The sequence below is a fragment of the Faecalibacterium sp. Marseille-Q4137 genome, assembly GCF_017377535.1.
GTDB lineage: Bacteria > Bacillota > Clostridia > Oscillospirales > Ruminococcaceae > Faecalibacterium > Faecalibacterium duncaniae.
This window is the reverse complement of the sequence record NZ_JAFREK010000045.1, coordinates 1-22,581: the sequence shown is the minus strand read 5'-3', so window position 1 is coordinate 22,581 and position 22,581 is coordinate 1. Positions and strand designations below refer to the sequence as shown.

The window sequence follows — 22,581 nt, the reverse complement described above, 5'->3', positions numbered from 1 at the left end:
ACTCGCTACCTCCACCTTGGCAAGGTGGCGCTCTACCAGATGAGCTACGGCCGCACATTTCATGTGGTCTGCCGGGGTTTCGCTCCCGGCGACGTTGGCTATTATAGCGTAAAACGCAGGCTTTGTCAACAACAAATTTCCAAAAAATCAGACTTTTTGCAAAACACGCCTGCCTGCGCCTGTTTTCCGAAACCAAAGCCGAAACCGGAATGAAACCGAAATGTTTCAGCTTTGCGGCGGCAGACACAAAGAAAATTCGGTTGCGTTCCCTTCTTAAAGAGGTTATAATAAACTTGTCAAAAAGTTGCACAAAAACACGTCTGCTGTGCCGCGCGGGCGGGCAGACGTGTTTTTGTGCCGAGATTTTGCCAGAAAAAGGAGCAACCGCAATGTACAAGATCACTGAAAAGGTCGCGCTGAACCCCACCGTGACAAAGATGGTCATTGAAGCCCCGCTCATTGCCAAAAAGGCAAAGCCGGGCCAGTTCATCATTGTGCGCCCGTTTGAGGACAGCGAGCGCATCCCCCTGACCGTGGCCGGTTACGACCGTGAAAAGGGTACTGTGGATATCATTTTCCAGATCGTGGGCGGCACCACCATGGAGCTGAACAGCCTGAACGCAGGCGACAGCGTCCATGACTTTGTGGGCCCCTTGGGCCGCGCCACCGAGACCGAGGGCCTGAAAAAGGTCTGTGTTGTCGGCGGCGGCGTGGGCTGCGCCATCGCCCTGCCCATTGCCAAGGAGCTGCACGACCAGGGCTGCACCGTCCACAGCGTCATCGGCTTCCGCAATAAGGATCTGCTCATCCTCGAGGACGAGTTCAACGCCTGCAGTGACGAGCTGCGCATTATGACCGATGACGGCAGCTACGGCACCAAGGGTGTGGTCACTGCCGCTCTGGATGAGCTGGTGGCCGCCGGCAACCAGTATGATCTGGTCATCACCATCGGCCCGCTGATTATGATGAAATTCGTCGTCAAGACCTGCCAGAAGCACGGGCTGAAGAGCATCGTCTCCATGAACCCCATTATGATCGACGGTACCGGCATGTGCGGCGGCTGCCGCCTGACCGTGGGCGGCGAGACCAAGTTTGCCTGCGTGGACGGCCCCGACTTTGACGGCGACCTCGTCGATTTCGACGAAGCCATGGCCCGCGGCACCATGTACCGCCCCTTTGAGGCAAAGGCCCGCGAGAAGGCCTGCAATCTGTTCAAGACTGAGGAGGCAAAGTAAGATGGCTTTCAATATGGATCCCAAAAAGTGCCCCATGCCCACCCAGGACCCCAACGTCCGCAACAAGAACTTTGAGGAAGTTGCACTGGGCTATACCGAAGAGATGGCCGTGAACGAGGCAAAGCGCTGCATCCACTGCAAGAATAAGCCCTGCCAGACCGGCTGCCCCGTGGGCATCGATATCCCCGAGTTCATCGGTCATGTGGCCGAGGGCGACTTTGAAGCCGCCTATCAGGTCATTGCCCGCTCCTCTTCCCTGCCCGCCGTCTGCGGCCGTGTCTGCCCCCAGGAGAGCCAGTGCGAGGGCAAGTGCACCCGCGGCATCAAGAACGAGCCCGTGGGCATCGGCCGCCTGGAGCGCTTTGTGGCCGACTGGCACCGTGAAAACGTCCACACCGCCCCCATCGTGCCCGCATGGAACGGCCACAAGGTCGCCATCATCGGCGCTGGCCCTGCCGGTCTGACCGCCGCAGGCGACCTGGCCAAGATGGGCTATAAGGTCACCGTCTACGAGGCCCTGCATGTGGCCGGCGGCGTGCTGATGTACGGCATCCCCGAGTTCCGTCTGCCCAAGGCCATCGTGCAGCAGGAGATCGACGGCCTGAAGAAGATGGGCGTGGATTTTGAGTGCAACATGGTCATCGGCAAGGTGCTGACCATCGACGAGCTGATGGACGAATACGGCTACGAGGCCGTGTTCGTTGGCTCCGGTGCCGGTCTGCCCCGCTTTATGGGCATCCCCGGCGAGAGCCTGAAGGGTGTGTACTCCGCCAACGAGTTCCTGACCCGCTCCAACCTGATGAAGGCCTACCTGCCCACCAGCAAGACCCCCATCCGCACCGGCAAAAAGGTGGCCGTTGTGGGCGGCGGCAACGTGGCCATGGATGCTGCCCGCAGCGCCCTGCGTCTGGGTGCCGAGACTGTGTACATCGTCTACCGCCGCGGCATGGCCGAGCTGCCTGCCCGTAAGGAGGAGGTCGAGCACGCCGAGGAAGAGGGCATCATCTTCAAGACCCTGTGCAACCCCGTGGAGATCCACGCCAACGACGAGGGCTTCGTCAAGTCCATCACCTGCATTGAGATGGAGCTGGGCGAGCCCGATGCTTCCGGCCGCCGCCGTCCCATTGAAAAGAAGGGCAGCGAGTTTGAGCTGGATGTGGATACCGTGATCATGAGCCTGGGCACCAGCCCCAACCCCCTGATCCGCTCCACCACTCCCGGCCTGGAGACCAACAAGCACGGCTGCATCGTCACCGAGGGCGACGAGGGCAAGACCAGCCGTGAGGGCGTGTACGCCGGCGGCGATGCCGTGACCGGTGCCGCCACCGTCATCAAGGCCATGGGTGCCGGTAAGGCAGCCGCCAAGGCCATGGACGAGTACATCCAGAATAAGTAACCGTGATCCCTGGCTCCCCTATTAGGGAAGCTCCGCAAGGCGCTGGCACAGCCAGACCGAAGCGGTGAGAGATTCAGCCGACATTCCATTGTGGAGTGTCGGCTTTTTTGTTGTTGTATCCCATTTCTTATGCATCCTGCCCAAAAAACAGAGCAATATTTTGTCACTCAAACTTGGCGGAATCTGATTGATTTTGACTGAGATTTTGCTATAATAAGGGTACAAGGCGGTCAGAACCCGCCAACGTCAATCAAAATCAATCAGATAAATCGAACAAGGGGGAATGTTCCCGATGCTGGCAGAAGAACGATTCAGCCTGATTTTGGATCTGCTGGCGCGGCAGCGCACCGCCACCGTGCAGGAGCTGTGCGAGGCGTTGAACGCAAGCGAATCCACCATCCGGCGCGACCTGAACGAGTTGGACAAGCTGGGCAAACTGAACAAGGTGCACGGCGGGGCCACCCTGCCGGACAGCCCCTTCCGCACCGACGAGCCCACCATGGCCGCCAAGGAAGAGCTGGCCGTCAGTCAGAAGCAGAGCATCGCCCAGGCGGCAGCAGAACTGATCCTGCCGGAAGATTTCATCTATCTGGATGCAGGCTCCAGCACGCTGGCTCTGGCACGGGCGCTGAGCGGCCCGGCCCTGAACGCCAGCTATGTGACCAACGGCGTGGCCCACGCCCGCCTTCTGGCCCAGAAAGGCTGCCGGGTGTTCCTGCCCGGCGGGCTGCTGCGGCCCCAGACCGAGGCCATCATCGGGGCGGCTGCACTGACTGCCATCCAGCAGTACAATTTCACCAAAGCCTTCATGGGGGCCAACGGCGTGGCGCTGGATTCCGGCTTTACCACCCCAGACCCTGAGGAGGCCGCCGTCAAAGCTGCGGCTCTCCACCGGGCGCGGGAGACGTGGTTCCTGGTGGACGACACCAAATTCGCGCAGGTCTACCCCGCCGTCATCTGTGATCTGCACAGCGGTGCCATCCTGACGAACCGGTGCCCCAACCCCAAATACCGGCAATACACTCTGATAAAGGAGACCGAGGTATGATCTACACTGTTACATTCAATCCTGCCATTGATTATGTGGTCCGTCTCGACAGGCCCCTTGAGGTGGGCGAGGTGAATCGCGCCGCCGGGGAGGACTGCGTGCTGGGCGGCAAAGGCATCAATGTTTCCGGCGTGCTCCGGGAGCTGGGCTGTGAGAGCGTGGCTCTGGGCTTTGTGGCCGGTGAGACCGGTGCCTGGCTGGAGCGTGGTCTGGCCGCGCAGGGGCTCCGGACCGATTTCATCCATCTGGCCGAGGGCATGACCCGCATCAACGTCAAGATCAAGGCAGGCACCGAGACTGAGCTGAACGGCGCAGGCCCCAGCATCCCGGAAAGCGCCATGCAGCAGCTGGAAGCCCAGCTGGACACCCTGCAGCCTGATGATATCCTCATTCTGGCAGGCAGCATCCCCAAGAGCCTTTCCCAGAGCACCTACGAGCGGCTGCTGGCAGGGCTGGAGGGCCACGGCGTGCGGGCCGTGGTGGATGCCACCCAGGATCTGCTGGTCAACGTCCTCCCCTATCACCCCTTCCTGATCAAACCCAACAATCACGAGCTGGGCGAGATCGTGGGCCGGGAGCTGAAAACGGACGAAGAGATCACCGCCGCCGCCCGCGCCCTGCAGGAAAAGGGTGCCCGGAACGTACTGGTGAGCATGGCCGGGAACGGCGCTCTGCTGGTGGATGAGCACGGCGAGGTGCACCGCATCGGCTGCCCCAAGGGCAAGGTCGTGAACAGCGTGGGCGCAGGCGACAGCATGGTGGCCGGTTTTGTGGCAGGTTATCTGCAAAGCGGCAGCTATGAGCAGGCCCTCAGGCTGGGCACCGCCTGCGGCAGTGCCACCGCGTTCAGCCTTGGGCTGGCAACGAAAGAAAAGATCGAAGAATTGCTTGGTCAAATTTAAGGCAGCTCACCCTCTCCGTCATTGCTGACGCAATGCCACCTCTCCCAAAGGGAGAGGCAATTGCTCTCCCAGATTCAGCTTCTGCTGACCTTGGAGATGCGTTGGCTCCCCCTTTGGGGGAGCTGGCAAAGCCATCAGGCTTTGACTGAGAGGGCTGCAGATAGAGAGAAAGGAAAACCCTTATGCGCATTACGGAATTATTCACCGCAAAGTCCATCGAGCTGGATTCCGCGGCCTCCAACCGGGACGAGATCCTCTCCCGGCTGGTAGAGCTGCAGGCCACCCACGGCAACATCACCGACACAGAAGCCTACAAGAAGGCGCTCTACACCCGGGAGGATGAGGCTTCCACTTATGTGGACAACGGCATCACCGTTCCCCACGCCAAGACGAATGTGGTCACCCGGCCCAGCCTGGCCGCCCTGCGTCTGAGCACCCCGGTGCAGTACAACGCCGAGGATGACGGCAAGACCGACCTGCTCTTTGCCATTGCGGCCCCCGAAAACGGCAGCCTGCATGTGGATATGCTGGCCCGCATGATGCAGATGCTGATGAACGAGGACTTTGTGGAAAAGCTGAAGGCCGCCAGGACCCCCGCCGAATTCCTTGCCCTCATCGACGCGCAGGAGGAGGCCCAGTTCGGTGATGAGAGCTTCACCCAGCAGGCCATCCCCCAGAGCGGCTACCGCATTCTGGCCGTGACCGCCTGCCCCAACGGCATTGCCCACACCTACATGGCCGCCGAGGCGCTGGCCAAGGCCGGTGACAAGCTGGGCCTGCCCACCAAGGTGGAGACCAACGGCTCCGATGGTGCCAAGAACGTGCTGACCCGCGCCGAGATCGCAGCCTGTGACGGTATCATTGTGGCAGCAGACAAGAATGTGGAGACCGCCCGCTTTGACGGCAAGCCCGTGCTGTTTGCCCGGGTGGATGACGGCATCCACAAGCCCGAGGAGCTGCTGAAAAAGGTAGCCCACGGTGAAGTTCCTGTTTACCACGCCAAGGGCGGTGCTTCCGCTGCCGAGGAGGAGACCTCCGGCGACAGCTTTGGCCGCAAGGTGTACAAGGACCTGATGAACGGCGTGTCTCACATGCTGCCCTTTGTGGTGGGCGGCGGCATTATGATCGCGCTGGCCTTCCTGCTGGACGATTACACCATCGACCCCTCCAACTTTGGCATGAACACCCCCATCGCCGCCTTCTTCAAGACGGTGGGCAGCGCCGCCTTTGGCTATATGCTTCCCATTCTGGCAGGCTTCATCGCCATGTCCATCGCCGACCGTCCCGGCCTGGCCGTGGGCTTTGCGGGCGGCGTGCTGGCCATGAACGGCACCAACTTTGCAGGCCTTGCCAACGGTGAGACCACCGGCATTTCCGGCGGTTTTCTGGCCGCTCTGCTGGCCGGTTTCGTGGCCGGTTATGTGGTCGAGTTCCTGAAAAAGATCACCGAAAAACTCCCCGCCAGCCTGAACGGCATCCGCCCCATGCTGATCTACCCGCTGGGCGGCATCCTCATCATCGGTGCCGTGATGTGCGGCATCACCCCGGTCATGGGCATGATCAACACCGCCATGACCAACTGCCTCAACGCCATGGGCGGCACTTCCAAGGTCCTGCTGGGTGCCATCGTTGCCGGTATGATGAGCATTGACATGGGCGGCCCCTTCAACAAGGCTGCCTACGTCTTTGGCACTGCCGCGCTGGCCTCCGGCAACTACGAGGTCATGGCTGCTGTCATGGTGGGCGGCATGGTTCCTCCCATCGCAATCGCCCTCTCCACCACCTTCTGCCCCAAGAAGTGGACTCCTGACGAGCGCCGCAACGGCATCGTGAACTACGTCATGGGCCTGTGCTTCGTCACCGAGGGTGCCATCCCCTACGCCGCCGCCGACCCGCTGCGCGTCCTGCCCAGCTGTGTGGCCGGTGCCGCGCTGGCCGGTGCCCTTTCCATGACCTTCGGCTGCGCCCTGCGCGCTCCCCACGGCGGCATCTTCGTGTTCCCCGTGGTCGATCATGCCCTGCTCTACTGCGTGGCTCTGGCCGCTGGCAGCGTGGTGGGTGCCGTGATCCTGAGCCTGCTCAAGAAGGACCGCACCGACGCGGCCTGATCTGCCATTCTCCTTCTTCCTTTACCATATAAAAAGGGCCCGTCTGCGCGCACCAAAATGCGGCAGACGGGCCCTTTTGTGCTTATCCCTTGATGATCCGGAGCAGGGTCTTGTCCAGCTGGATGGTGCGGTTCCAGGGGTTCAGGATGATGCCCTGGATCTCTGGCACCTGCAGTGCGGCATCCAACAGCTTTTCAAGCTCCACCAGAAAGGTGGATTGCACCGCTTCCGCCCCCTTCATCTCCTCTTCAAAGCTGGTAAAGGCATACCACCAGCTGGCCCCATCGGCCGTGCGGAGGGCCCGCAGCTGCATCTGCTCACTGGCCGGGTTCGGCTCCACCGCCACCACGACCTGTCCGTTTTCCCGCATCCGCCGCCGGATCACGGTCAGGGTATGCGCCAGCTGCTCCTGTGTAGGCTCCTGCTGTAACTGGTAAACCGCCTGTTCGATCTTCTCGTTGCCGTTCAGGCCCTCGTCCTTCTTCTGCGCCATAAGCTCTCCCATTCTTTTTGTTGTATTTTATGCTTGTATTATATCCGGACTTTACGAAAAATGGAAGCGCAGGCCAGAGATTCTTTCTTTTTTCGTCTGCTTTCGGGTGTTTTTTCAAAAATCAGTAGCCCCCGCCCCGAAAAAGTGTTACAATGTCTTCGTCTGGTATCATTTCAGAAACGACAGGACGCGCCGCTTTTCCGTGAGCCGTTTTGTCGGAATGGGAGAGATAATGTAATGAAACGAATCCTTCGTTCTGCCGTCAGTCTGCTGCTGTGCGCCGCCGTGGCGCTGGGCGGCACTGCCTGCGGCCGAAGCAAGCTGCCCACCACCATCACGATCTGGACCTACTACAATGGCGATCAGCTGGAATGCTTCAACCAGCTGGTGGAGCAGTTCAACTCCACCGTGGGCAAAGAGAAGAACATCCGGGTCGAAAGCTCCAGTCAGGGCAGCGTGAACGACCTGGAGACCAGCGTGCTGGCCGCCGCCGAGGGCAAGGTGGGTGCCGAGAAGCTGCCCAACATCGTCTCCTCCTACGCGGACACCGCCTTTACGCTGGATCAGATGGGCCTTGCCGTTGACCTGAGCCCCTACCTGACCGAAAAAGAGAAGTCCGCCTATATCGCCGGGTTTCTCGAAGAGGGTGACCTGATGAACAATGGGGAGCTCAAGGTCTTTCCCGTAGCAAAATCCACCGAGCTGCTCTACCTGAACGCCACCGATTTTGCCCCCTTTGCCGAGGCCACGGGCGTGACCTATGCGGATCTTTCCACCGTGGAGGGGCTGAACGAGGCCGCACACAAATACTACGACTGGACCGATGCCCAGACGGCTGCGCCCAACGACGGCAAGGCCCTGTATGGCCGCGACGCGCTGACCAATTACCTGCTCTGCGGCGCACAGGAACTGGGTACGACCATCTTTGATGCCGAGAACGGCGTGATGACCCTGCACTTTGACAAGCCGACCCTCCGCAAGCTGTGGGATAACTACTATGTCCCCTACATCAAGGGCTGGTGCAGTGCCAGCGGCAAGTTCCGCAGCGACGATATCAAGACCGGCAGCCTGCTGGCCTATGTCGGTTCCTCCTCCAGCGCTTCCTTCTTCCCCACCCAGGTGCTGACCAGCGACACCGAGAGCCACGGCATCCAGATGGCCGCGCTGCCCTGCCCCAGCTTTGCAGGCTGTGCGCCGGTGGCCGTCCAGCAGGGGGCCGGCATGGTAGTCATCCCGGGCACCGAGGACGAGATCAGCGCCTGCGTTGCCTTCCTGAAATGGTTCACCCAGCCGGAAAACAACCTGCAGTTCTCGGTGCAGTCCGGCTATATGCCCGTGACCTATGCCGCCAACAGCATGTCCGCCCTTGAGAACAGCGGCCTGACGGTCTCTGAGCGCATCCACAAGGTGCTGAGCCTGTCCATTGATACCGTCGATCGCGGCAAGCTCTACACCACCCATGCCTTTCCGGATGCCCTGCGCGCCCGCAATACCCTGCAGTACGCCCTGGAGGACCGTGTCACTGCCGACCGTGCCACGGTGCTGGAGCGGCTGGCTGCCGGGCAGACCCCCGAGGAAGCCGAAGCCGAGTTCCTGACCGATGCCTATTTTGATGCCTGGTACGACCAGACTCTGGCCGCTCTCAGCGCCTTTGCGGGCTGAGATGCCCTTGGAACAACCACAAAAGGAGAGACCCTCAGATGCAGAACCGCAAGCCGCACAGACAGAAGGCCCCTCAGACGGGCCATTCTATCTTCGGCACCATCCTTTTCTCCCTGCTGGCTGTGCTGGCGGTGGAGATCCTGCTGCTGACCTTTGCCGCCCACGCCACCCGGCTTGGCCCCCAGCTGAACCAGAACGCCGAGGATATCCTTGCCATGCAGGTGGACAACCGCAGCCGGTATCTTCAGTCCATCTTCCATGATGCGCAGGAGCTGACCAGCCTTTCCGATACCATCAATGGCCTGACCCAGCAGCTTCTGGACGAGGGAGAGATCAGCCTGAGCACGCTGGACAGCAGCAGCGACGCGGCCTATCCCCTGCTGGAAGCCGCCGCGCCGGAGCTCATCAGCACCCTGCGCATCAAGTCGGTGACCGGCGTATTTCTTATCCTGAACACCCATGATCTGGACAAGCGGAAGCAGGACAGCCGGCTGCCCGCCATCTACCTGCGGGATCTTGACCCGGATGCCGCTCCCTCCCAGCGCAACGCCGACCTGACCTTCGTGCGGGCACCGGCCCAGCTGGTGCAGTCCCTCTCCATTGCCACGGACAACAGCTGGTCCCCCACCATCCGCTACCGGGCACTGGGAAACCGTGGCTTCCTTTATCCCCCTTTCCAGGCCGCCTATAAAGACGGAGCCAGCCTTGCCGCCTCCGATTATGGCCACTGGACCTCACGATCCTATCTGGTGCCCGGGGACACCCACGAGGCCATTGCCTACAGCCAGCCCCTGATCCTGCCGGACGGCACCGTTTACGGCGTAATCGGCGTAGAGCTGCTGGCCGACTACCTGTGGGAGAATCTGCCCTGCTCTGAGCTGCAAAACAACGGCACCTATTTCCTTGCCGTGACCGGTACGGAGGAGCTCTCTGCCTCTGAACTGCAGCTGCGTCCGGTGCTCCGTTCCCACTGCGACGGGCAGCCGGGTTCTGCGGACGAAAGCCTTACGCTGCGCCTCCACAGTGCCCAGACCCGCCGCTACCTCTTCAGCGATGCCCTCTACATTGCCTCGGTCTCCCCCTTGAACCTCTACAGCCGGAACGCTCCTTTCTCGGGCGAGCACTGGCTTCTCGTGGGCTCTGTTCCCGCGGTGCAGCTCTTTGCTTTCGCCCAGCGGCTGCAGCAGCTGCTCTCCTTCATCATTCTGATCACGCTGGCCGTTGGCTTTGTTTGCAGCTGGCTGATCAGCAGGCGGCTGGCCCGGCCCGTTGCCAAGCTCTCGGCTGAGGTAGCCGCTGCCGAAGCGGATTCCTCCGCCATCCCGCATCTGTCCGCCACCGGCATTACCGAGCTGGATCAGTTTTCCTCTGCCTTTACCCAGCTGAGCAAGGACGTGCTGGACTCCTCCACCCGCTTTTTGCGCATTATGAAATTGGCCAGTGCGGAGCTGGGCGGCTATGAGCTGCGCGATGACAGCGTTTATGTGACCGACAACTTCTTCTCCATGCTGGGCCTTGCACAGGAGCAGCCAGATCCGCTCACGCCAAAGGCTTTCCGCGCCCTGATGGGCACACTGGAGCAGCGGTGGTTCTACCGCCTGTCCCCGGCCAACAACAAGGTCTTTGCCATCCCCCAGCCCGACGGCAGCACCCACTACATCACCCTGCGTGTCACCCATATCCTGGGCGAAAGCGCCTCCGAGGTGGGTCTGGCTGAGGATATGACCACCACGGTGCTGGAGCAGCAGCGCATTGAGCACGAGCGCGATTACGATACCCTGACCGGCCTGTACCGCCGCCGTGCCTTTGACCGCGCCTGTGAAGCGCTGTTCCAGCAGCCCGAAAAGCTGGGCTGTGCCGCCCTGCTGATGATGGATCTGGACAACCTCAAGCAGATCAACGACACCTACGGCCACGACTGGGGCGATCAATACATCCGCCAGACCGGCCAGTGCTTTGCGGCCAACACGCCCGCCAACACCATCTGCTCCCGCCTTTCGGGCGATGAGTTCCTGATCTTCTTCTATGGCTACCAGGATCAGGCACAGCTCCGCGCCCAGCTGGAGCTGCTGAGTGCCGCCCTGCAGCGCAGCGTGTCCATCCTGCCCAACGGCAAGCAGCTGCACATCAGCATCTCGGGCGGCATTGCCTGGTACCCCACGGACGGCCACGACCTGCTCACCCTGAAAAAATATGCCGACTTTGCCATGTATCAGGTCAAGCATTCCCACAAGGGCCGCATGTGTGATTTTGATATCGGCAGCTACCATCAGGAGGCATACGCCGCCCAGACCCAGCAGGACTTTGAGCGCCTGCTGCAGGAAGAGCTGGTGACCTACCACTTCCAGCCCATCTGCTCTGCCCGCAGCGGCCGGATTGCAGCCTACGAGGCCCTCATGCGGGTGGATCTGCCCACCCTGCACTCCCCCGCTCAGGTCATGCAGCTGGCCCATGAGACGGGCCGCCTGTATGAGATCGAACGGATCACTGTGTTCCATTCCAGCGCGATCTTCCAGCGCATGCAGGCACAGGGCCTGTTCCAGAGCGATGCCCTGCTCTTCATCAACTCCATCGCCAATGTCAGCCTGACGGTTGAGGATGTGGAGGAATATGCTCAGCGCTACCCCGAGCTGCTCAAGCGGCTGGTGGTGGAGATCACCGAACAGGAGGATCTGGACCGCGCATGTCTGGAGCGGAAGCGGAACGTTCCGGGCTTCTCCGGCTCCTTTGCGCTGGATGACTACGGCAGCGGCTACAGCAACGAATTGAACCTGCTGGAGCTCTCGCCCCGGTATATCAAGATCGACATTTCCATTGTGCGCGGGATCGACACCGACCGTGATAAGCAGCAGATCGTCTCCAACATTGTGGCTTACGCCCACGCCCGCAGTATGCAGCTCATCGCCGAGGGCATTGAGACCGAGGCCCAGCTGCGCACCGTCATCGGTCTGGGCGTGGACCTGCTGCAGGGCTACTACCTCAGCCGCCCCGCCGCAGTGCCCGCCCCCATTGCACCGGCAGCGCAGGCGGTGATCGACCAGCTCGAACACCAGCGGTTTGATCCCCTCGGTTTATGATCTTTCCGGCTCCCCTGTGGGGGAGCCTTTTGTGACCCCATTCAGAGAAAGGAGACACGATGAACCACGAATCCAGTTCCGCTCTCCCCGCCGCCATCCGGGTGCGGGGCGCGCGGGTGCACAACCTGAAGAACATCGACGTAGATGTGCCGCTCCACAAGATCGTCGGCATTGCGGGCGTGTCCGGCTCCGGCAAGTCCTCGCTGGCGCTGGGTGTCCTCTACGCCGAGGGCTCCCGCCGCTATCTGGAGGCCCTTTCCACCTACACCCGCCGCCGGATGACCCAGGCCGAAAAGGCGCAGGTGGACGAGATCCGCTATGTTCCCGCCGCACTGGCTCTCCACCAGCGGCCCGGCGTGCCCGGGATGCGTTCCACCTTTGGTACCATGACCGAACTTTTGAACAGCCTGCGTCTGATGTTCTCCCGGCTCTCCCACTACCCCTGCCCCGCCTGCGGCTGCATGGTGCCGCCCAGCCTGAACATTGCGGCCGAGATCCCGCTCTACTGTCCCCGGTGCGGCGCGCAGGTGCCGGTGCTGGGCGCGGAGCAGTTCGCCTTTAACAGCACCGGAGCCTGCCCAGACTGCGAGGGCACCGGCATCGTGCGGGTGGTGGACGAATCCACTCTGGTGCCGGACGAGAGCCTTTCCATCAACGAGGGCGCAGTACTGCCCTGGCAGACCCTGATGTGGTCACTGATGAAGGAGATCGCCGAAAAAATGGGCGTGCGCACCAACGTCCCCTTCCGGGAGCTGACCCCGGAAGAGCGCGACATAGTGTTCCACGGCCCCGCCCAAAAGGTGCACCTGCTCTACCAGAACAGCAAGACCGGCGCGGCGGGTGAAATGGATTTCACCTACTTCAACGCCGTTTATACCGTAGAGAACGCCCTGGCCAAGGTGACGGATGAAAAGGGCATGAAGCGGGTGGAGCGATTTCTGAAGCAGGGCCCCTGCCCCGCCTGCGGCGGCTCCCGCCTGAACGCCGCGGCCCGGGCTCCCCGGCTGCGGGGCATCGGGCTGGCCGATGCCTGCCGCATGACGCTGGACACGCTGGTACAGTGGGTGGAGGGGGTGCCTGCCTCCCTGCCCGTGGAGATGCGTCCCATGGCTGAGAGCATCTGCGAGTCCTTTCAGGCCACCGCCGCCCGCCTGCTGGATCTGGGGCTGGGCTACCTCTCCCTTGACCGGGAGGCTGCCACCCTTTCCACAGGGGAGCGCCAGCGGGTGCAGCTGGCCCGCTCGGTGCGCAACCGCACCACCGGCGTGCTCTATGTGCTGGACGAGCCCTCCATCGGCCTGCACCCCTCCAACATCGAGGGCCTGCGGGGCGTGATGCACGACCTGATCGCGGACGGCAACTCCATCGTGCTGGTGGATCACGACACCGAGATCCTGCGGGATGCCGACTGGCTCATTGAGATGGGCCCCGGTGCCGGTGAAAACGGCGGCACCATCCTGACGCAGGGCACTGTGGAGCAGGTGGCCCAAAGCCCAGCCTCCCGCATCGGGCCCTTCCTTGCCGACCTGCACACTCTCTCAGCCCGCACCCGCACCCCGGAGGCGGAGCTCTTTGCGCTGGGCACCATCACTCTGCGCACCCGGGCCATCCACACCGTCAAGCCATTGGAAGTCCGGCTGCCCAAGGGGCGGCTCATCGCGGTGACCGGCGTGTCCGGTTCCGGCAAGACCACGCTGGTGCTGGAAAGCCTGATCCCCGCGCTGGAGGCCGCCGCCAAGGGCGAAGCTCTGCCTGCCCATGTGGAAAGCATCACTGCACCGGGCATTGCGCAGGTCAAGCTCATTGACGCAACGCCCATCGGCATCAATGTGCGGTCCACGGTGGCCACCTATGCCAATGTCCACGATGAACTGCGCAAGATCTACGCCCGCTCCCCCCTTGCCAGGGAGAAGGGCTGCAAGGCGGGCGATTTTTCCTACAACACGGGCCGCCTGCGCTGCCCCGGCTGCGACGGCACCGGCACCATCAGCCTGGACATCCAGTTCCTGCCGGATGTGGAGATCACCTGCCCGGACTGCGGCGGCTCCCGCTACCAGAAGGATGCCGCTGCCCTCTACCGCACCCGGAAGGACGGCACCCAGGCCGAGAGCCTGCCCCGCCTGATGGAGATGAGCGTGGACGAAGCCCTTGCCGCCTGTGCCGACCTCAAGCTGGTGGCCAGCCGGCTGCAGACCCTTTCCAGCCTGGGGCTGGGCTACCTGACTCTGGGCGAGGCCACGCCCAGCCTTTCGGGCGGGGAGGCCCAGCGGCTCAAGCTCGCCAGCGAGATGGGCAAAGGGCAGGCCGACACCGTGTTTGTATTCGACGAACCCACCATCGGCCTGCACCCGCTGGATGTGCGCACTCTGCTAGGCGTGTTCCAGCGTCTCATTGACAGCGGGGCCACTGTGGTGGTCATTGAGCACGATCTGGATGTGATCCGCAACGCCGACTATCTCGTGGACCTTGGCCCCGGCGGCGGTGAGAGCGGCGGACGCATCGTGGCCTGCGGCACACCGGAGCAGGTGGCCGCCGATCCCGCCAGCATCACCGGAAAATATCTGCACCTGTAACCAAAAAAGGGACCCCGCCCAACGGCGAGGTCCCTCTGACATTTTATGATAAATTTTAGGTATCCTGCAGCTCCCCGCGGCTGGCGGCCTTGAGGTAAGCAAAGATAAAGCCGTCCAGATCACCATCCATCACGGCATCGACATTGCCGGTCTCGTAGTTGGTGCGGTGATCCTTGACCATGGTGTAGGGCATGAACACATAGCTGCGGATCTGGTGGCCCCAGGCGATCTCATTCTGCACGCCCTTGATGTCGTCGATCTTGTCCATATGCTGCTGCTTTGCGATCTGATACAGCTTTGCCTTCAGCATTTCCATGGCGTAGTCACGGTTCTGGAACTGGCTGCGCTGGGTCTGGCAGCTGACCACGACGCCGGTGGGCTTGTGGATCAGACGGACAGCGGAAGAGGTCTTGTTGATGTGCTGGCCGCCGGCACCGGAGGAGCGGAACACCTGCATCTCGATATCCTCGGGGCGGATGTCCACCTGAATGGTGTTGTCCAGCTCAGGCATCACTTCCAGAGAGGCAAAGCTGGTCTGGCGGCGGGCGTTGGCATCAAAAGGAGACACGCGGACCAGACGGTGCACACCGTTCTCGCTTTTCAGCAGGCCGTAGGCGTTGGCACCCTTGACCATCATGGAAGCGCTCTTCATGCCGGCCTCATCGCCGTCCTGATAATCCAGCACCTCCACGGTCATGCCGTGTGCCTGTGCCCACTTGTTGTACATGCGGTAGAGCATCTCGGCCCAGTCCTGTGCCTCGGTGCCGCCGGTACCGGCGTGGAAGGTCAGGATGGCATTGCTGTGGTCGTACTCACCATTCAGCATGGTCATCAGCTGCAGCTCGTCCACGGCCTTGCCCACAGCGTTCACGGCTTCCTCTGCCTCGGGCACCATATCGGGGTCGTACTCCTCGTCCAGCATCACCAGCATGGTCTCGGCATCATCGTACAGGCCCTGCAGCTTTTCAAAGCGGTTCAGCTTGCCCTTCAGGTCGCCCACTTCATCAAAGACCTTCTTGCTCAGCTCAGCGTCATCGTAGAAGCCGGGGCGGCTCATGGTGTGCTCCAGCTCCTGCACGCGCTTGCGGGAAGCGTCGATGGCCAGCGCTTCCTCCAGGTCCTTCACAGCGGTGCCGTAATCGGCCAGCTGCACTTTCAGTTCGTCAGTAGTAATCATATTTTAAGAATCCCTCAAAAGATACAGTTTATACACAGATACTTCATTAGTATACCCAGAATCCATGATAAAGTAAAGAGGAAAAATACTCAACCTACTGGAATTTTGAAGATTTTTGCCTTTTCTTTTCTCTTTTAAGGGAGTATAATAAGTTCAACTAGCATACCGGGAGGATCTTATGCCCAAATATTATGGCTGCCCCTGTGAGGGCTGCGGCAAGCCGCTGACACTGCAGGACGACATCGTTGTCTGCCCCGACTGCGGCGCGCCTTATCACCGCGATTGTTACGAAAAGCTCGGCCGCTGCATCCATGCCCCGGCCCACGCCGCCGGATACGAGTGGAAGTTCCCTTATCAGGAAAGTGAGCTGTGCACCTGCCCTGCCTGCGGCGAGCGCACCCTGCGCAGTGAGTCTGTCTGCCGCTGCTGCGGTGCGGCCTTGCCCCCGGAGGGGGCACAGGAGCCCGCCGACCGTGCCGATTCGGATGAGCACAGCGAGGAGTTTGATTACTCCACCTTTTACCGCCAGTTCCAGGAGACCGGAGCACCGCAGGTAGACCCGCTGCGCCAGACCTATCAGGCGGCTTTTGGCAAGGAAGAGGTCATGGACGGCATCCCCTGCAAGGACTGGGCAGATTTCATCGGCCCGGCTTCCCCTGCCTACCTGAGCGCCTACTGCCGGATGCAGCTGTCCCACACCAAGACCTCCATGAGCTTTTCGGCCATGCTGTTCGGCCCGTTCTATTTCTTCTACCGCAAGGCGTGGAAGCCCGCGTTCGCCTTTCTGGCCGCCGAGCTGGTGCTGGCCCTGCCCACCTTCATTGACCTTTTGCAGATCACGGACAGCAGCTTAGCCCCAGGGCTTTCCACCTCCACCCTGCTCACCCTTTCCCGGGTCTGCTCGGTGCTCAGCTTTCTGCTGATGATCGTGCGCGGCCTGTATGGCAAGTGGCTCTACCGCCAGAGTGCCGCCGAGAAGATCCGCCGCATCCGCGCGGAGTTCCCGGACGCGGCACAGCGCAAAGCCGTGCTCTGCGCGCAGGGCGGCACCAGCTGGGCCGCCGTGCTCGGCTGTCTGGTCCTGCTCATGGTCATCGGCAGCGCGTTCACCCTGCTGCTTGGCCCCAATGTGGATGCCCTGATCCATCTGGTCTACGGCTGAGCGTTCAGCCTGAAATGATATGATGAAGGAGTTCCGAACCATGAAAAAAGTTACGAAGGCTGTCATCCCTGCCGCTGGTCTGGGCACCCGTGTGCTGCCCGCCACCAAGGCCATGCCCAAGGGGATGCTTCCCATCGTGGATAAGCCCGCCATCCAGTATCTGGTGGAGGAAGCCGTCAAGTCCGGCATCACGGACATTCTGATCATTCTGGGCCGCAGCCAGAGCATCATTGAGGATCACTTTGACCGCAGCCCCGAGCTGGAAGAAAAGCTGGCCGCCCCCGGCAAGGAAAAAATGCTGGAGGAGTGCCTGGGCATCTCGAACCTTGCCAACATCTTCTTTGTGCGCCAGAAGCAGACGCTGGGCCTGGGCCACGCCGTGAGCATGGCAAAGGCCTTTACCGGTGACGATCCGTTCGTGGTCATCTACGGCGACGACGTGATCTGGGGCGAGGATCCTGTCTGCGCCCAGCTCATCCGCGCCTATGAGGAGTTCGGCCGCCCGGCTGCGGGTGTCTCCGCTGTACCCTGGGCCGATGTGAGCCGCTACTGCAGCCTGAAGACCACCCCCATCCACGACAACTATTTCTTTGTGGATGACATGATCGAGAAACCCAAAAAGGGCCAGGAGTTCAGCAATTACTCCATTCTGGGCCGTGTGCTGCTGACCCCTGAGATCTACGATATCCTCGCCCACACCAAACCCGGTGCAGGCGGCGAGATCCAGCTGACCGATGCCATGGCCGAGTATGCCCGCAACTGTGGCGGCATGACCGCCGTGGAGTTCACCGGCACCCACTACGACATGGGCAACAAGCTCCGCGTGGTGGAGGCTCAGGTGGAGCTGGCATTGCAGCATCCTGAGATCGGCGAGGCTTTCCGCGCCTACCTGAAGGAGTTCTGCAAGACCCTGTAACTGTCATTTTCCTTTCCATGACCCAAGACCGCTCTGCCGCCGGGCAGGGCGGTCTTTTGCTGCAATAACCCCGGCAAGAAATTGGTTGATATAAAACAGATCCTGCGGTATACTGGAATGGATTGTTTTTATTGAAAGATCGTGTCAAAGAGAAAGCGAGGTTTTTTCATGGCAAATGCCGACCGCAGCGCGGAGCAGTTCCGCAAAATGACGGAGACCCCCATCCCGAAATTGATCCTGAGCCTGGCGGCTCCCACGATATTGAGCATGCTCATCACCAGCATCTATAATCTGGCCGATACCTTTTTTGTGGGCCAGATCTCCACCAGCGCATCCGGCGCGGTGGGCATCGTTTCCAGCCTGATGGCCATTCTCCAGGCGCTGGGCTTTATGCTGGGCCACGGCTCCGGCAGCATCATCAGCCGCAGCCTGGGCAGCCAGAACACCGATGCTGCCACCCGGTTTGCTTCCACCAGCTTCTTCACGGCGCTGGTGTTCGGCGGTGTCATCACAGTGGCGGGCCTGCTCACCCTGCCCGATTTTATGATGCTGCTGGGCAGCACCGAGACCATCCTGCCCCATGCCTGTGCCTACGCGCGGTACATCCTGCTGGCCGCTCCTATTATGATGTCCAGTCTGGTGATGAACAACATCCTGCGCTATGAGGGCAAGGCCAGCTTTGCCATGATCGGCCTGGTCACCGGCGGCCTGCTGAACATCGCACTGGACCCGTTGTTCATCTTTGGGCTGGGCATGGGCACCGCCGGTGCGGGCCTTGCAACGGCCCTGAGCCAGACCATCAGCTTCTGCATCCTGCTGTCCATGTTCCTGCGGGGCAAAACAGTCAGCCAGTTCCGGATCACGGCAGTCACCCGCAGCCCGGCGGAGTTCGGCACCATCCTGATGACCGGTATGCCCAGCTTTGGCCGTCAGGGCCTGAACAGCATTGGCGGAATGCTGCTGAACATCGCCGCCCGGGGCTATGGCGACGCTGCCGTGGCCGGTATGAGCATCGTTTCCCGCATCTTCATGTTCATTATCTCGGTGGCCATCGGCACCGGTCAGGGTTTTCAGCCGGTGGCAGGCTTCAACTATGGTGCCCAAAAGTACCGCCGGGTGCAGCAGGCCTGCCTGTTCACCATGGCAACCAGCTTCTGCTTTCTCTCTGTCATTCTCACCGCCTGCTGGTTCAATGCCGAGACCCTCATCCGCCTTTTCCGTGATGATCCCGAAGTCACCGCCGTGGCCCTGCCCGCCTTCCGCTACCAGTGCTTTGCCATGCTTCTGCAGCCCGTGATCGTGGCGGGCAACATGCTGTTCCAGTCCATCGGCAAATCGGGCCGGGCCACCTTTCTGGCCTGCTGCCGTCAGGGCGTGTTCTTTATTCCGCTCATCCTCACCCTGCCCCGGGCCTTTGGGCTGCTGGGTGTTGAGATCTGCCAGCCCATCGCCGATGTGCTGACCTTCTTTGTCACCGTGCCCTTCCTCTTCCCCTTCCTGCGTCAGCTGGTGCGGATGGACGAAGCCGAGGCTGCCGAGGTCTGAGCGACCCCTGTAACAAAACTGTAACCATGACCGGACGTTCGATTGCAATTGAACGTCCGGTTTATTCGTATTATAATCAGGATAGGAAAGTTAAATTCTGCCAAACCTGTGAGGTACGCTTATGAAACGTTCTGTTCTCCGCATCGGCTGTGCAGTGCTCAGCCTGTCTGCCGCGGCAGGGCTGCTGGCCTCCTGCTCCCTGCTGCCTCCGGCCTCGCCCCTGCCCGATTCCAAGCCCGCCCAGGCTGAGGAAGCGCCCGGCCCCGCTGCCGCTTCACTGGACGACGGCAAGCTGCGCATCCTGTACAGCAACGGCTCCAACGGCGGCAATACCGTGCTCTGCGGCAATACCGTGTTGTATCAGGCCGCCAGCAGTGAGACCGTGTATCTGGTGCCGGATACCCTGACCGGCACCGTGCGGTACTATCTGCGGCAGTGGTCAGCCCCCGGCACACCCACCGGGCGGGCAACCGCCCTGTGTGACCGCAGCGGCAAGGAGATCCTGACCTTTGACCGTGCCTACGATGCTGTCCTGACCGGCAGCCTGCTGGTCCTGACCGCACCGGAACAGATGGCCTATGCCCCCTACAACAACCACGCCGCAGGCGATTGCCGGGTGATCGACCTTGCCACGGGTGAGGAGCTGGCTGTGCCAGAAAACGCCTACGGATGCAGCATAGCAGGCAGCTATCTGGCCTTTGAAGTCTGCAATGTCCCGGCAGACTATGTGCAGGAAAACGAATGGGGCGATGATCTGCCCCTCTACTGCGCCGTGCAGGTGCAGGATCGGCAGGGCGAGGTGGTCTATCAGGCAGAGCTGTCTGCCCTTTCCAACTTCTACGCCAGCAGCAGCGACAGCTCTGCCCCCACCGACTGGCTGGTGGTGAGCCACTACAACGAGGATGGCACGACGGGTGCCGACAGCCTGTACAACCCCACCACCGGCGAGGAGCTGACCGGTTACCAGCAGTACACCGGTGCAGGCACGGTCAGCCTGTACAACAACGACAGATACCAGCTGGTGGATCTGGTCAGCACGGAGCAAAGCGCCGTGCTCTGCGAGTATGACCAGCCCATCCGGTATTATGTGCCCGGCGCGGCAGTCACGGAGCCAGATGCCTCCACCCCCGAAATGGCGGGGCGGTATCTGTTCCACGACCTGCTCACCGGCGAGGAGAAGGATCTCTACGATGCCAATACGGATGATGCCACGTTGGCCATCTATGCCGTAGACGGCACCGTGCGGGTGTTCGACCTGCAGACCGGTGTTCTGCTGACCGATACCACCATCGACCCGGTGGAAAATCAGGTGCGTACCCATATTTCCCCCGAGGGGAACGGCTGGGCCTGGATCGAGCAGGATGACAATGACAGCTACGACGCAACGGCCATCCACATCTGCGGGCCGGACGGCATCCACAAAACCCTCGACCCGGCCAAGCTGAATGAGACCTACAACTACTACTCGCCCCTGCTCTCCACTGAGGACGGCATCTACTTCTACGGCTGCTACAACGGCCCCGGCAGCAGCTGGCTCTACGATGTTCTGGACAGCGACGGCAATGTGGTGGTAAGCGGTCTGCGCACTTGTGCCGGGTACTACGCCAACAGCGTCAATGGCCTGCCCGAGGGCGTGTTCGCTGCCGTCAAGGGCTTTGAGAGCGGCTGGATGGACCTGACCGGCCAGTGGCTCTACGCCGAGAGCATCTTCGCTTCCAGCAACGATGAAATGGACAACGGTTTCTTCTAAGGAGGTTTTTCCATGCGTACTGTCAAAATTTCCCGCCGCGCGTTCCTGACCGGTCTGGGTCTGGCATCCACCGCCGCCCTGCTCTCCGCCTGCAACACCGTGCCTGCCTCCTCTGATTCGGGGGCGGCACCGTCTCAGCCGGATTCTGAGGCCCCTGCCTCTTCTGCCGCCAGTGAAATGCCCGCACAGCCCATCCTGAGCGTGGATGAATTCCCCATTACGGATGGCAGCACGGCCTGCATCCCACTGATCGCGCAGATCATGGCCGACACCACCGGGCTGGATCTGGAGACCGCCCGGAGCGCCGTGACCACCAACACCACGGCCCAGGCCTGGCGCAACCTGGGCCTGTACGGCAACAATTACGGCGATTCGGTCAAGCTTATCATCGCCTACGAGGCCCCGGAATCCGTCAAGGAGGAGCTGAAGGCTGACGGTGACCCGCTGGAGCAGAAGGCCATTGGCCGGGACGCGCTGGTGTTCATCGTCAACGAGGACAACCCCGTGCAGAGCCTGACCCTGCAGCAGCTCAAGGACATCTACGCCGGAACGATCACCAACTGGAAAGATGTGGGCGGCAAGGATCAGGAGATCATTGCCTTCCAGCGGCGGGCGGACTCCGGCAGCCAGACCCTGTTCCAGAAGCTATTGATCCAGGACGGCCCGCTGATGGAGGCCCCCACCGAGCTGGCCCCCACCGCCATGGGTGAGCTGGTGGACAGCATTGCAGAGTATAACAACTCCGCCAACGCCATCGGTTTCTCGGTCTACTACTACATCGACCAGATGTACTCCAAGCCCGGCCTGCGGCTGCTGGCCGTGGATGGCGTGACCCCTTCCAACGAGACGATCGCCGACCAGAGCTACCCGCTATGCAACGAATTCTATGCCGCCATCCTGCAGGATTCCGCTGCCGACAGCCCGGAGCGCAGGATCTACGAGTGGCTCTCCACCGATGCAGGCCGTTCCTGCATTGAGCACTCCGGCTATGTGGCCGTCCAGTAATTCCCGGAAAATTCGACACATTTCATTGACTTTGCTCAGATCCTTTGCTAAACTGAAAAAAAGTTTGTCAGCTTTTTTCGTTTCACGATCTTGAACAAAGGAGATGCTGCACCATGTCCCATCCTTCCGACACCCCGCACTCCGCCCATGTTGAGAGCCGCAGCCGCAAGGCGCTGCGCAGCTACATCATTCAGGCCGCCACCCTGCTGGAGATCGTGCTGTCCGGGCTGGTGCTCATTGGCCTGCTGCTCAGCTTCATTCCCCTGCTCAAATGGATGCCGGGCCTGCTGTTTGATGGCAACGATGTAGAGATCCGCGGCTTCCTTGAGCGGGCGCTGGACATTGTCATCGGCGTGGAGTTCATCAAGATGCTGGCCAAGCACAGCCCCGGCAGCAGCCTGGAAGTGCTGCTCTACGCCATTGCCCGCCACATGGTGGTCGGCCACGAATCGGCTCTGGACAACCTCATCAGCGTGGGTGCCATTGCGTTGATCTTTGTCGTGCGCAAGTTCTTCTTTGTGCCGGCCTTTGG

The 22,581-nt window shown here is 61.3% G+C and carries 17 protein-coding genes; 15 read left to right on the top strand and 2 right to left on the bottom strand.

From position 1 onward, the window contains the following. The 6 genes from J3353_RS13780 to J3353_RS13755 all read left to right on the top strand — a co-directional run. On the top strand, positions 1 to 213 hold a 213-nt coding region (locus tag J3353_RS13780; protein WP_207685079.1), incomplete at its 5' end, for a hypothetical protein. A gap of 176 nt (positions 214 to 389) precedes the next feature. Next, entirely contained in the window at positions 390 to 1,235 is an 846-nt protein-coding gene (locus J3353_RS13775) for a sulfide/dihydroorotate dehydrogenase-like FAD/NAD-binding protein (protein WP_035393563.1), read from the top strand. 1 nt (position 1,236) lies between these two features. Next, the gene (gene gltA, locus J3353_RS13770; RefSeq protein ID WP_207685078.1) at positions 1,237 to 2,631 is read left to right on the top strand and encodes an NADPH-dependent glutamate synthase; all 1,395 of its coding nucleotides are present in this window, start codon (positions 1,237 to 1,239) and stop codon (positions 2,629 to 2,631) included. Between the two features lie 283 nt (positions 2,632 to 2,914). Beyond that, positions 2,915 to 3,679 (top strand): DeoR/GlpR family DNA-binding transcription regulator, encoded by a 765-nt coding sequence (locus J3353_RS13765; protein WP_242700979.1) that lies wholly within the window; start codon positions 2,915 to 2,917, stop codon positions 3,677 to 3,679. Then, positions 3,676 to 4,581 (top strand): 1-phosphofructokinase, encoded by a 906-nt coding sequence (gene pfkB, locus J3353_RS13760; protein ID WP_207685077.1) that lies wholly within the window; start codon positions 3,676 to 3,678, stop codon positions 4,579 to 4,581. Before J3353_RS13765 ends, pfkB begins: the two co-directional genes overlap by 4 nt. A 182-nt stretch (positions 4,582 to 4,763) precedes the next feature. After that, on the top strand, positions 4,764 to 6,689 hold the full coding sequence (locus J3353_RS13755) for a fructose-specific PTS transporter subunit EIIC (RefSeq protein ID WP_207685076.1): 1,926 nt from the start codon (positions 4,764 to 4,766) through the stop codon (positions 6,687 to 6,689). Between the two features lie 82 nt (positions 6,690 to 6,771). On the opposite strand, the gene J3353_RS13750 is transcribed toward J3353_RS13755, so the two are convergent. After that, a complete protein-coding gene (locus tag J3353_RS13750; RefSeq protein WP_156070646.1) occupies positions 6,772 to 7,182 on the bottom strand; it encodes an SseB family protein in 411 nt (136 codons plus the stop codon). A gap of 237 nt (positions 7,183 to 7,419) precedes the next feature. Between J3353_RS13750 and J3353_RS13745 the strand changes: the two genes are divergently transcribed. The 3 genes from J3353_RS13745 to J3353_RS13735 are packed head-to-tail and all read left to right on the top strand — an operon-like array spanning position 7,420 to position 14,494. Next, positions 7,420 to 8,844, top strand: coding sequence for an extracellular solute-binding protein (locus J3353_RS13745; RefSeq protein ID WP_207685075.1), 1,425 nt, complete (start codon positions 7,420 to 7,422; stop codon positions 8,842 to 8,844). 38 nt (positions 8,845 to 8,882) lie between these two features. Beyond that, positions 8,883 to 11,921, top strand: coding sequence for a bifunctional diguanylate cyclase/phosphodiesterase (locus J3353_RS13740; RefSeq protein WP_207685074.1), 3,039 nt, complete (start codon positions 8,883 to 8,885; stop codon positions 11,919 to 11,921). A 59-nt stretch (positions 11,922 to 11,980) separates the two neighbouring features. Continuing rightward, entirely contained in the window at positions 11,981 to 14,494 is a 2,514-nt protein-coding gene (locus J3353_RS13735) for an excinuclease ABC subunit UvrA (protein WP_207685073.1), read from the top strand. A gap of 55 nt (positions 14,495 to 14,549) precedes the next feature. On the opposite strand, the gene prfB is transcribed toward J3353_RS13735, so the two are convergent. Next, positions 14,550 to 15,671: a peptide chain release factor 2 gene (gene prfB / locus J3353_RS13730; RefSeq protein WP_005930411.1), complete on the bottom strand. Its 1,122-nt coding sequence runs from the start codon at positions 15,669 to 15,671 to the stop codon at positions 14,550 to 14,552. Between the two features lie 178 nt (positions 15,672 to 15,849). Between prfB and J3353_RS13725 the strand changes: the two genes are divergently transcribed. The 6 genes from J3353_RS13725 to J3353_RS13700 form a co-directional block, all read left to right on the top strand. Beyond that, entirely contained in the window at positions 15,850 to 16,833 is a 984-nt protein-coding gene (locus tag J3353_RS13725; RefSeq protein ID WP_156060817.1) for an RING finger protein, read from the top strand. A gap of 40 nt (positions 16,834 to 16,873) precedes the next feature. Next, positions 16,874 to 17,749, top strand: coding sequence for a UTP--glucose-1-phosphate uridylyltransferase (locus tag J3353_RS13720; protein ID WP_097770260.1), 876 nt, complete (start codon positions 16,874 to 16,876; stop codon positions 17,747 to 17,749). A 168-nt stretch (positions 17,750 to 17,917) separates the two neighbouring features. After that, complete coding sequence (locus J3353_RS13715) at positions 17,918 to 19,294, top strand: MATE family efflux transporter (RefSeq protein WP_097773686.1); 1,377 nt, start codon at positions 17,918 to 17,920, stop codon at positions 19,292 to 19,294. Between the two features lie 121 nt (positions 19,295 to 19,415). Then, entirely contained in the window at positions 19,416 to 21,044 is a 1,629-nt protein-coding gene (locus tag J3353_RS13710; protein ID WP_097773685.1) for a DUF5046 domain-containing protein, read from the top strand. Positions 21,045 to 21,056: 12 nt separating this feature from the next. Beyond that, on the top strand, positions 21,057 to 22,049 hold the full coding sequence (locus J3353_RS13705) for a PstS family phosphate ABC transporter substrate-binding protein (RefSeq protein ID WP_097773684.1): 993 nt from the start codon (positions 21,057 to 21,059) through the stop codon (positions 22,047 to 22,049). Between the two features lie 113 nt (positions 22,050 to 22,162). Continuing rightward, positions 22,163 to 22,581: transporter (locus J3353_RS13700; RefSeq protein ID WP_207685072.1), on the top strand; the 419-nt coding region annotated here is incomplete at its 3' end.

Excerpts from the sequence above, each read along its gene's own strand:
- J3353_RS13710 (WP_097773685.1), top strand. The coding sequence starts at position 19,416 with ATGAAACGTTCTGTTCTCCGCATCGGCTGTGCAGTGCTCAGCCTGTCT.
- pfkB (WP_207685077.1), top strand. The coding sequence starts at position 3,676 with ATGATCTACACTGTTACATTCAATCCTGCCATTGATTATGTGGTCCGT.
- gltA (WP_207685078.1), top strand. The coding sequence starts at position 1,237 with ATGGCTTTCAATATGGATCCCAAAAAGTGCCCCATGCCCACCCAGGAC.
- J3353_RS13725 (WP_156060817.1), top strand. The coding sequence starts at position 15,850 with ATGCCCAAATATTATGGCTGCCCCTGTGAGGGCTGCGGCAAGCCGCTG.
- J3353_RS13715 (WP_097773686.1), top strand. The coding sequence starts at position 17,918 with ATGGCAAATGCCGACCGCAGCGCGGAGCAGTTCCGCAAAATGACGGAG.
- J3353_RS13740 (WP_207685074.1), top strand. The coding sequence starts at position 8,883 with ATGCAGAACCGCAAGCCGCACAGACAGAAGGCCCCTCAGACGGGCCAT.
- J3353_RS13775 (WP_035393563.1), top strand. The coding sequence starts at position 390 with ATGTACAAGATCACTGAAAAGGTCGCGCTGAACCCCACCGTGACAAAG.
- J3353_RS13720 (WP_097770260.1), top strand. The coding sequence starts at position 16,874 with ATGAAAAAAGTTACGAAGGCTGTCATCCCTGCCGCTGGTCTGGGCACC.
- J3353_RS13765 (WP_242700979.1), top strand. The coding sequence starts at position 2,915 with ATGTTCCCGATGCTGGCAGAAGAACGATTCAGCCTGATTTTGGATCTG.
- J3353_RS13755 (WP_207685076.1), top strand. The coding sequence starts at position 4,764 with ATGCGCATTACGGAATTATTCACCGCAAAGTCCATCGAGCTGGATTCC.
- J3353_RS13705 (WP_097773684.1), top strand. The coding sequence starts at position 21,057 with ATGCGTACTGTCAAAATTTCCCGCCGCGCGTTCCTGACCGGTCTGGGT.
- J3353_RS13750 (WP_156070646.1), bottom strand. The coding sequence starts at position 7,182 with ATGGCGCAGAAGAAGGACGAGGGCCTGAACGGCAACGAGAAGATCGAA.
- J3353_RS13735 (WP_207685073.1), top strand. The coding sequence starts at position 11,981 with ATGAACCACGAATCCAGTTCCGCTCTCCCCGCCGCCATCCGGGTGCGG.
- prfB (WP_005930411.1), bottom strand. The coding sequence starts at position 15,671 with ATGATTACTACTGACGAACTGAAAGTGCAGCTGGCCGATTACGGCACC.
- J3353_RS13745 (WP_207685075.1), top strand. The coding sequence starts at position 7,420 with ATGAAACGAATCCTTCGTTCTGCCGTCAGTCTGCTGCTGTGCGCCGCC.